This window comes from Thiocapsa sp. UBA6158 (assembly GCF_002423035.1).
Taxonomy (GTDB): domain Bacteria; phylum Pseudomonadota; class Gammaproteobacteria; order Chromatiales; family Chromatiaceae; genus Thiocapsa.
The window spans coordinates 1-9,384 of record NZ_DIUM01000018.1 but is presented as its reverse complement, the minus strand read 5'-3'; the positions used below and the strand labels follow the sequence as shown (position 1 = coordinate 9,384).

General features: G+C 65.0%; 5 protein-coding genes, 1 tRNA gene and 2 pseudogenes. 3 read left to right on the top strand and 5 right to left on the bottom strand.

Features of this window, described 5'->3' with window-relative positions; genetic code table 11:
• Positions 1 to 11 precede the first annotated feature (11 nt).
• Together B4N44_RS02785 and B4N44_RS02780 are read right to left on the bottom strand one after the other, a co-directional pair.
• Positions 12 to 85 (bottom strand) — tRNA-Gly (locus tag B4N44_RS02785).
• A gap of 257 nt (positions 86 to 342) precedes the next feature.
• Complete coding sequence (locus B4N44_RS02780; RefSeq protein WP_296696720.1) at positions 343 to 2,160, bottom strand: AMP-dependent synthetase/ligase; 1,818 nt, start codon at positions 2,158 to 2,160, stop codon at positions 343 to 345.
• A gap of 467 nt (positions 2,161 to 2,627) precedes the next feature.
• On the opposite strand from B4N44_RS02780, the gene B4N44_RS02775 reads away from it, so the two are divergent.
• Both B4N44_RS02775 and B4N44_RS02770 read left to right on the top strand, forming a co-directional pair.
• On the top strand, positions 2,628 to 3,701 hold the full coding sequence (locus B4N44_RS02775) for an efflux RND transporter periplasmic adaptor subunit (RefSeq protein WP_296696718.1): 1,074 nt from the start codon (positions 2,628 to 2,630) through the stop codon (positions 3,699 to 3,701).
• Positions 3,694 to 6,937, top strand: a pseudogene (locus B4N44_RS02770) (efflux RND transporter permease subunit). Before B4N44_RS02775 ends, B4N44_RS02770 begins: the two are co-directional and overlap by 8 nt.
• 51 nt (positions 6,938 to 6,988) lie before the next feature.
• Here B4N44_RS02770 and B4N44_RS02765 read toward each other — a convergent pair.
• The 3 genes from B4N44_RS02765 to B4N44_RS02755 form a co-directional block, all read right to left on the bottom strand.
• Entirely contained in the window at positions 6,989 to 7,375 is a 387-nt protein-coding gene (locus B4N44_RS02765) for a hypothetical protein (RefSeq protein ID WP_093038052.1), read from the bottom strand.
• A 3-nt stretch (positions 7,376 to 7,378) separates the two neighbouring features.
• The gene (locus tag B4N44_RS02760; protein WP_093038049.1) at positions 7,379 to 7,765 is read right to left on the bottom strand and encodes a thioredoxin family protein; all 387 of its coding nucleotides are present in this window, start codon (positions 7,763 to 7,765) and stop codon (positions 7,379 to 7,381) included.
• Positions 7,766 to 8,053: 288 nt separating this feature from the next.
• Positions 8,054 to 8,629, bottom strand: coding sequence for a Uma2 family endonuclease (locus tag B4N44_RS02755; RefSeq protein ID WP_093038046.1), 576 nt, complete (start codon positions 8,627 to 8,629; stop codon positions 8,054 to 8,056).
• 202 nt (positions 8,630 to 8,831) lie between these two features.
• On the opposite strand from B4N44_RS02755, the pseudogene B4N44_RS02750 reads away from it, so the two are divergent.
• A pseudogene (locus tag B4N44_RS02750) lies at positions 8,832 to 9,384 on the top strand (porphobilinogen synthase); the annotation flags it as partial.

Here is a 9,384-nt window from a genome sequence, read left to right as displayed (position 1 = left end):
GAATGATGCAGTGGAGCGGGTGATGGGAATCGAACCCACGCTATCAGCTTGGGAAGCTGAAGTTCTACCATTGAACTACACCCGCTTTGAGCCACTAGTTTAGGCGCTGCCCGCCGTGCAATCAAGATCGCGACCGGATTCGCCCCCGGTTATACCGCGCCCAGCGCGGTATGGACTGTTTTTGGATGGGATCGGTCCCGGCAGATGAGACGACCGCTGGGACGGCGCAGTTTTAAGATATGAAAAAAGATCCTTTTAAACCGCGTCTCCGCGAAGGGCCGTGGATGCGCCAAACGCCGAGCTCACTTGAAAGTGAGCATCTCACTCCGGAGGCGGTTTAGATCAGGCATCCATCCCGTACATCTCCTCGATCTCATCGTGATAGCGCGTGACGACCATGGCGCGCTTGACCTTCATGGTCGGCGTCAGCAGACCGTTGTCGATGGACCAGGGCTCGCGCGTCAGGGTCGCACGCCGGATCTTGGCATACCCCGGAAAGCCATGCAGCGCCGAGCGGATCCGCTTGAGGATCACCTTGTTGAGCTCGGGATCGCGCAGGCTTTCCGGGCGCTCCGGATCCAGACCCTGCTCTCGCGCCAGTCCAGGCCAGAGGTCCGCGTTCAACACCAGCACGGCGGTGAGATAGGAGTGCCCCTCGCCGAGTACAAGCACCTGCTCGAACAAAGGATCCATCGTGATTGCCATCTCGAGGTCGGCGGGCGGGACCTTCTCGCCGTTGGACAAGACCAGAATGTCCTTGAGACGTCCAGTGATGTAGATGTGCCCGTGCTCCAGCCGCACCTGATCGCCGGTGTGCAGCCAACCGTCATGCGTCAGCACCCGGGCGGTGGCCGCGTGGTTGTTCCAGTAGCCGAGCATCACGCTCTCGCCCTTCACGAGCAACTCGTCCTGTGCCCCGATGCGCAACTGCAGTCCGCGCAGCGGCACACCGACACTCTCCGGGATGTTGTCCTTGAGCGGATTGAAGCTGATGACCGGGCTGGTCTCGGTCAAGCCGTAACCCTGCAACAGTGGCAGGCCAAGACCGATGAATGTGTGCGCGACGGGGGCGGGCAGGGGCGCACCGCCACTCACGGCGACACGCAGCACTCCGCCGAGCTTGGCGAGGACTTGAGACGCGACCTTGCGGCGCAGCAATGGCCAAAGCAGCACCAGCGGGTGCCAGCTGCTGCGCCCTTGCTCGCGCAGAAACGACCGCCATCCCGCGGCGACGGCGAGCCGGAACAGCCAGCGCGCCGGCGCCGGACGTCCCTTCAATTGATCCAGGATGCGCTGGTGGACCCGCTCGAAGACCCGCGGGACGGCGATGATGACGGTCGGGCGAATGCTCTGCATGTCCTCGGCAAGCTGCGCGACCGAGCGTGCGAAGGCGACCGTCGCCCCGGCCATCATCGGCAGATAATAGCCGCCCGTGCGTTCGAGCATATGGGACAGCGGCAAAAAGGAGAGAAACCGATCCTCCTGGTAGCAATCGATGACGGTCAATGCGCCATGGGCGTTGCCCAGGATGTTGCGGTGGCTGAGCATAACGCCCTTGGGGCGCCCGGTGGTGCCCGAGGTGTAGACGATGGTCGCCAGGGCATCCGGGTCGCCGTCACGTTGGACAAGCTTCGGCGCCGTCTCCGGCAGCCAATCCTCGGCGATCATCACGCGCGGATCCGCGGCCGCGATCGCGAGTGCCGCGGGACTCGACTCCAGGATGACGACGCGGGTCGGAAAGGGCACATCGCCGAGAACCTCGGCCAACCGCTTCCAGCGTCCGGCGTCGTGGATCAGCAGCAGCTTGACCGCCGCATCCTGCAGGATATAGGCCGCGTTCTCCGCTCGGTCGTCCGTGTAGAGGGGCACCGTGACCAGTCCGAGCGACAGCGCCGCCTGATCGAAGACCACCCAATCGGGGCAATTGCGCAGCAGGATGGCGACCCGGTCCCCGCTGTCGAGCGCCTCGCCCGCGAGCGCCCGGTTCCAGCGTGCAACCCGCTCGCTCGTTTCGGCCCAGGTCAGCTCCGCCCACCCGGCGTCGCGCTCGAAATGGCGATAGGCGACCCGCGTCGGCGAGCGCTTGACGCGTTGAACGAAGAGCCCGTCCAGGGTCTTGGCGCGGTCGATCGGGATCAGGTCCTCGGACCATCGGCTCACGGTCTATCCTCCTGGTCTCGCCGCCCCTCGCAGTGAGGCGGCGTCTCGATTCTCCGGCCCGCGATCGGGGCAGCGCTGCTCGCGCCGGGACGCGCGAGCACGACCGGGCTTCTGTTGTTTACTCTATTGTCTCCGCGCAGGGCGTTCGGCACCAGCAGCACCTCTAAACCGCGTCCGAAGCGGGATATTTATTTTCGAGTAAGCTCGATGATTGGTGCATCCAGGCCCTTGGCAGGGGCGCGGTTTAAGAGGCGATGCCGAGCGGAGCCGACGGGCGCAACCCGAAAATCCTCCGGCGACCGCCGAGCCTCTGCTACCCTCCAGGTGGATCGCGACAGCTTGAGGCCGCTTCCGGATCCCGGTGACGCGCGGCGTGGCCACAGGACCCGGAAAGCACATCAATCGCCTTGTTTTGCAAATAAAATCTGTTAATATAAGTAAAATCTAATATTTAGAGGACCGCCACCATGCCCCTCATCCCATTGATCATACCGGCACTCGCGGGCCTGACGGCGCTTGCGGCACTGAATCTTCAGGCCGCCGAGACCGTCGCGCTCGACACTGCGCCGGCCGAGTACCGGACCCTCCCGCGCGAATACCGACTGGACGGTATCGTCGAGGCCATCAATCGAACCACCGTTTCGGCACAGACCACGGGCCAGGTCCAAGAGATCCTGTTCGATGTCGAGGACTTCGTCGAGAAGGACGAGATCGTCGCCAGCTTGAAGGATACCGAGCATCGCGCACGGGTGGCCCAAGCCGCCGCCGATTTGCGATCGGCCTCGGCGCGATTGGAACAGACCCGGGATGAGTTCACGCGCATCAGCGGTCTATTCGAGAAAAAGAACGTCTCCGAGTCCGCCATGGATCAGGCGAAGGCGGATCTTGCCGCGGCCGAGGCGGAGCTGGAGTCCGCCACCGCGCGGCTCGAGCAGGCGCAGGAGCAGTTGGAATACACCCAGATCCGCGCCCCCTACTCGGGCATCGTCACCCATCGCCATATCGAGGTCGGCGAGACGGCGAGTCCCGGTCAGCAGGTCATGAGCGGGATCTCGCTCGATCAGCTGCGTGTGATCGTCGACGTTCCCCAGAGCGTCATCCCCTCGGTGCGCGAGGGCGGGACCGCTCGTATCTATCTGAGCCCCGAGGAGATCATCCAGTCGGATCGGGTCACCATCTTCCCGTTCGCGGACATGGGCTCCAACACCTTCACCGTGCGTCTGGATCTGCCGGAAGGCACGAAAGGTCTCTTTCCCGGCATGTTCGTGAAGACCGCCTTCGCGATCGGCGCCAAGCAGGAGCTGACGATCCCGTCGGAGGCCGTCGTGCAGCGCTCCGAGGTCACCGCCGTCTATGTGGTGGACGACGAGGGGCGAGTCGGCTTTCGTCAGATCCGGCTCGGACGTGCCGTCGAGGGCGGCGTCGTCGTGCTCGCCGGGCTCGGCGAAGGCGAGCGGGTCGCACTCGATCCGATCGCCGCGGGCGTCGCCTTGAAGTCGCAGTCGAGCGCCGGCGCCGAGGCGGGACAAGATCATGGCTGAGCAGCTCGGCATCTCGGGCAGCATCGCCCGGCGCTTTCAGAACACCGAGATCACCCCGCTGCTGGCCATCGTCGGCCTGCTGCTCGGGTTGTTCGCGATCCTCGTCACGCCGCGCGAGGAAGAGCCGCAGATCAACGTCACCTTCGCGGACATCTTCATCCCCTTCCCGGGCGCCTCGGCGAGCGAGGTCGAGCACCTGGTCGCCGGACCGGCCGAGCAGGTCTTCTCCGAGATCAAGGGGATCGAGCACGTCTTCTCCGTGTCGCGCCCCGGCATGGCCGTGGTGACCGTCCAATACAAGGTCGGCGAAGACAACACGGACGCCGTGGTGCGGCTCTTCAGCAAGGTGCTCGCCAATCAGGATTGGCTGCCGCCGAACCTGGGTGTCGGCACCCCGATCGTCAAACCAAAGGGCATCGACGATGTCCCCATCATCACCGCCACGCTCTGGTCCGAAGACCCCGAGGTGGGCGCCTTCGAGCTGGGGAAGGTCGCCCATGCGCTCGAGCAGGAGATCAAGCGTGTACCCGGCACGCGCGACGTCTACACGGTCGGCGCGCCGTCACAGGTCGTGCGTGTGCTGTTGGACCCGCAGGCGCTTGCCGGCTACCAAATCGACCTGAGCGACCTGCGCCGTTCCCTGCAGGCGGGCAATGTCATCAAAGACAATCTCATGGTGACCGCGGACAACGAGGAGATCCTCGTGCAGGCAGGCACCTTCCTGACCTGTCCTGAAGAGCTCCATCAGCTGGTCGTCGGCCTGCACGGCGGACGGCCCGTCTATCTCAGCGACGTGGCGACCTTGGAGCGCGGCCCCGAGCAACCGGATGCTTACGTGCGGATTGGCACCGGAGCGGGCGTAGTCCACACGGATCTCGACCTGTCCGGCAGCACCCCGGCCGTCACCATCGCGGTGGCCAAGCAGGAGGGCATCAACGCCGTCGCGGTCGCCGAGCAGGTCATCGAGCGTTTTGCGCAGCTCGAAGGGACCTTCATCCCGGACAACGTCCAGGTCACGGTCACCCGCAACTACGGCGCCACGGCCGACTACAAGGCGCAGAAGCTGATCACCAAGCTGATCTTCGCGACCGCCTCGGTGGTGCTGCTGGTCTGGCTCGCGATCGGCTGGCGCGAGGCGATCATCGTCGGCGCGGCCGTCGTCGTGACCCTGGCCCTGACGCTCTTCGCCTCCTGGGCGTGGGGCTTTACGCTCAACCGGGTCTCGCTCTTCGCGCTCATCTTCTCNNGGCATCCTGGTCGACGACGCCATCGTGGTGGTCGAGAACATCCATCGACACATGGCGATGAGCAAGGCCAAGCTGCTCGATCTCATGCCCAAGGCGGTCGACGAGGTCGGCGGGCCGACCATCCTCGCGACCTTCACCGTCATCGCCGCGCTGCTGCCGATGGCCTTCGTCAGCGGACTGATGGGGCCCTACATGAGCCCGATCCCCATCAACGCCTCGATGGGGATGCTGATCTCGCTGGTCGTCGCCTTCGTCTTCACGCCTTGGATGGCGAACGCCATGCTCGGCAAGCGCCACGCCGCGGGCGCCGGGCACGCACAGCACGGCGACGATCCGGATGCGGCCCATGCGGGCGGGCGTCTCGGCCGCCTGTTCAACGCCGTCATCGGGCCTTTCCTGGTCGGGCGCAAAGGCATCCTCAACCGCTGGCTGCTGCTGGCCGGGATTCTCGTTCTGATCGCGGGCTCGATCTTGCTCGTCACCAGCCGGGTCGTGATCCTCAAGATGCTGCCTTTCGACAACAAGAGCGAGTTCCAGGTCGTGCTCGACATGCCCGAAGGGACCAGCCTGGAGCAAACGGCGCGGGTGCTGGGGGAGATGGGCGATTTTCTGGCGACCGTCGACGAGGTGACCGACTTCCAGATCTATGCCGGCACGGCCGCGCCCATCAACTTCAACGGCCTGGTGCGCCAGTACTATCTGCGCGAGGGCGCGCACCTGGGCGACATCCAAGTCAACCTGGTCGACAGCCACCACCGCGACCGCCAGAGTCACGCGATCGCCGCCGACATGCGCGCGCCGCTGCAGGAGATCGCCTTGCGCCACGGAGGCAACGCCAAGATCGTGGAGATCCCGCCCGGCCCGCCGGTGCTCTCGCCGCTGGTCGCGGAGATCTACGGGTTGGACTACGACGGACAGATCCGCGTCGCCCGCGAGGTCCGCGGGATCTTCGAGTCCACGACGGACATCGTCGATGTCGACGACTCGGTCGAATATCCGTCGCGCAAGCGGGTCGTGGTCGTGGATCGCAGCAAGGCATCGCGCCTGGGCGTGCCCCAGAGTACCGTCGCGCAGGCGCTGTCCACGGTCCTCGACGGCGAGGACATGAGCTATCAGCACTGCCAGAACGTCAAATATGCCGTGCCGATCCGCGTCGAGCTCAGCGAGGCGGACAAGGCCGATCTGGATCAGGTGCTCGCGTTGCGGGTGCTCTCGATGTCCGGTGCACTGGTGCCGCTCTCCGAGATCGTCGAGATCCAGGAGACCGAACGTGCTCACAGTATCTATCACAAGGATCTGATGCCCGTGGTCTATGTCACCGCCGACATGGCCGGCGAGACCGACAGCCCGCTCTACGGGATGTTCGAGATCTCGGATCGGCTCGAGCAGGAGCAAGGCCTGGAGCAGTGGTTCATCCAGCAACCGGCCAACCCCTATGAGTTCAGCCTCAAGTGGGACGGCGAGTGGCAGGTGACCTACGAGACCTTCCGCGACATGGGCATCGCCTACGGGGTCGGATTGCTCCTCATCTATCTGCTGGTGGTCGCCCAGTTCCGCAGCTATCTGGTGCCGCTGGTCATCATGGCGCCGATCCCGCTCACGATCATCGGCATCATGCCCGGCCATGCGCTCTTGGGTGCGCAGTTCACCGCGACCTCCATGATCGGCATGATCGCGCTCGCAGGCATCATCGTGCGCAACTCGATCCTGTTGGTCGACTTCATCAACCAGCAGGTGCGCGAGGGTAAAGGGTTCGAGGAGGCCGTCATCAACTCGGCCGTGGTGCGCGCCAAGCCGATCGCGCTGACCGCCGCCGCGGCCATGGCAGGGGCGCTCTTCATCCTGGATGACCCCATCTTCTCGGGGCTCGCGGTGTCGCTGCTGTTCGGCCTGTTCGTCTCGACCGTCTTGACCCTGGTCGTCATCCCGGTGGTCTATTACGGCGTGATGCGCAAGCGCGTTGAGTGGATCCGTACCGCGACGGGCTAATCCTATCGGAGACCGGGTCGGGATCCGGGGCGTTCTGCCCCGGATCCCGAACTAGTCGACACACCGCTCAATCCCCCGAAGCAGGATCAAGGCCCCGCCGTCGGCCCGCTCGATCCGTAGCCTCAGCTCCGTATAGCCGTTCACCCCGAAGGGCTCGTCGCCGCAGCTGCATCCGCCGACGATTTCGGTATAGAACACCCCGACGGCGATCTCGATCCGTTCGGCATCCGCACGACTCGACAAGAGGGTCACCCCGAGGCTCGCGGGATCGACTAGACCACCCTGTTCGCCCTCAATCGGCAGAACCCCGTCCGGAAGGGCCAGCAGCTCGCGCCTCAAGACCTCGGCAAAGGTGGGTGTTCCGAAGGCGCCGACCGAATCGACGAGATTGAAGGCCGGCCGAGACCTCGCGTCGCGTGACCGACGTTCGACCGACACGGCTCAAGACACCGCCAGGCCGGCAAGATCATCCGGCAGATGGATCCGCAGCCAATCGAGGATCTCGTGGCGAGACCGCGCACCGCTGAAGCGTGCCAGCTCGGCACCGCGATAGAAGAGGATCACGGTCGGGAAGCCGCGCAGCTTGTACTGCCCGGCGAGCTTCATGTTCTCGCCCTCGTCGACCTCGATCTTGGCGAGACGAACTCGCCCGTCGAGATCCGCGACGACCCGCCCCAGGTGCGGCGCCAAGGCATGACAGGGCGCGCACCAGTCGGCCCAGAAGTCCACCAGGACAGGTTGGGCCTCGGACGCGTCGAGGACCTCATGTTGAAAGCCGTCGAGATCGACATCGACGAGATGCGCAGACGGGTCGCCCGGGTTTGTCATGGAGAGCTTATCCTTCTCGTTTTAACCTAGATCCGGCAGTTGAACGGCCCTTGGAGTGCGTCCCGCGCGGTGTCCGGCAAGGCGCGACGAGGCGTCGTAGTGGTTCTACGACAACGAGTCGCAACGCAGCCGGGCGCCGCGCGGGGCGTGCTCCAGGGGTCGTAGCGGCCTTCACCCGGTCGATGAGCCGTCAGATGAGCGCGATCGTTAAAGCCGTCAAGACCTTGCATGGAGCACGAAGCGGTCAACTGCCGGATCTAGTTTTAAGTCTTCGGAGCACCCGCGCAGCTACTCGGTAGGCGCCCAGAGATCGTCCAAGGCGATCGTCACCGCATCGAACGGCGCAACCGACACCTGCAAGCCGCCTACGCACCACGAGATCCCCCGCCATTCGCCGCCATCCAGAGCATAGGCCTCCAGCTTATGCGCCCGGGGGTCGATCAACCAGGCGTAGGCGACCCCGAAGTGCGCGTAGATCGGCATCTTCACCTCGCGATCCTTGCTCTCGGTGGATGGCGAGAGGATCTCGCAGACCCAGTCCGGCACGACGGTGAAGCGATGATCCCGCGGAATCCGCGGCAGTCGACTGCGACGCCAACCGGCCAGGTCGGGAACATCGACTTCGGTGTCGCGGATGAAGTGCAATTCGGGCTCGTCGATGATCCACCAGCCCCCAGGGCCGCCGCGCCCTCTTTGAAACGGTCCGAACAACTCGTAGCCCAACGCCGACGCAGTCACCACGTGTGCACCGTTCGGGCGCGGCTGAGTGTAGAGCTGGCCGTTGAGGATCTCCCCCGTCAACCCTTCGGGCAGGGCTTCAAGCTGTTCGTAGAGTGTCGGGCGGGCCTTCTGGTACGCGGACATGGCTCGGACTCCCGTGAGGGGTTGATTCTTAAAGCATACTCGCCTGACTGAACGTGCGCCGAAACGGCGCAGGCCATCTCGGCGTCGAGTCCTGTCGCAATTCAGCCGCTGCACTGGAGCCATCCGAGCGCCTGAGCTATTGTAACGGCCCTGAGCGCCGGGGTGGTCCCGGCCGCGCCGGAGCCGACCCCGAGGCCATCCCATGCCCGATCGTGACACCAATCGTGCCGCCTTCCCCATCACCCGTATGCGCCGGATGCGTCGCGATGCCTTCTCGCGTCGCATGATGCGCGAGACGACCCTGACCCCGGACGACCTCATCTATCCGGTCTTCGTGCTGGAAGGCACCGGGCAGCGCGAGTCGGTCGCCTCCATGCCGGGGGTCGAGCGTCTGAGCATCGATCTCCTGGTGGAAGACGCGATCGAGGTCCAACGCCTCGGCATCCCGGCCATGGCGCTCTTTCCGGTCACGCCGCCGGAGGTCAAGTCGCTCGACGCACGCGAGGCGTTCAATCCCGACGGGCTGGCTCAACGCGCGGTGCGAGCGCTCAAGGCCGCGGTGCCGGATCTCGGGATCATCACCGACGTCGCACTCGATCCCTTCACCACGCACGGTCAGGACGGTCTGATCGACGAGACCGGCTACGTCATGAACGACGAGACGGTCGAGGTGCTGGTGCGCCAAGCGGTCTCGCACGCCGAGGCCGGTGCCGACATCGTCGCACCCTCGGACATGATGGACGGGCGGATCGGCG

Excerpts from the sequence above, each read along its gene's own strand:
- B4N44_RS02775 (WP_296696718.1), top strand. The coding sequence starts at position 2,628 with ATGCCCCTCATCCCATTGATCATACCGGCACTCGCGGGCCTGACGGCG.
- B4N44_RS02760 (WP_093038049.1), bottom strand. The coding sequence starts at position 7,765 with ATGACAAACCCGGGCGACCCGTCTGCGCATCTCGTCGATGTCGATCTC.
- B4N44_RS02755 (WP_093038046.1), bottom strand. The coding sequence starts at position 8,629 with ATGTCCGCGTACCAGAAGGCCCGCCCGACACTCTACGAACAGCTTGAA.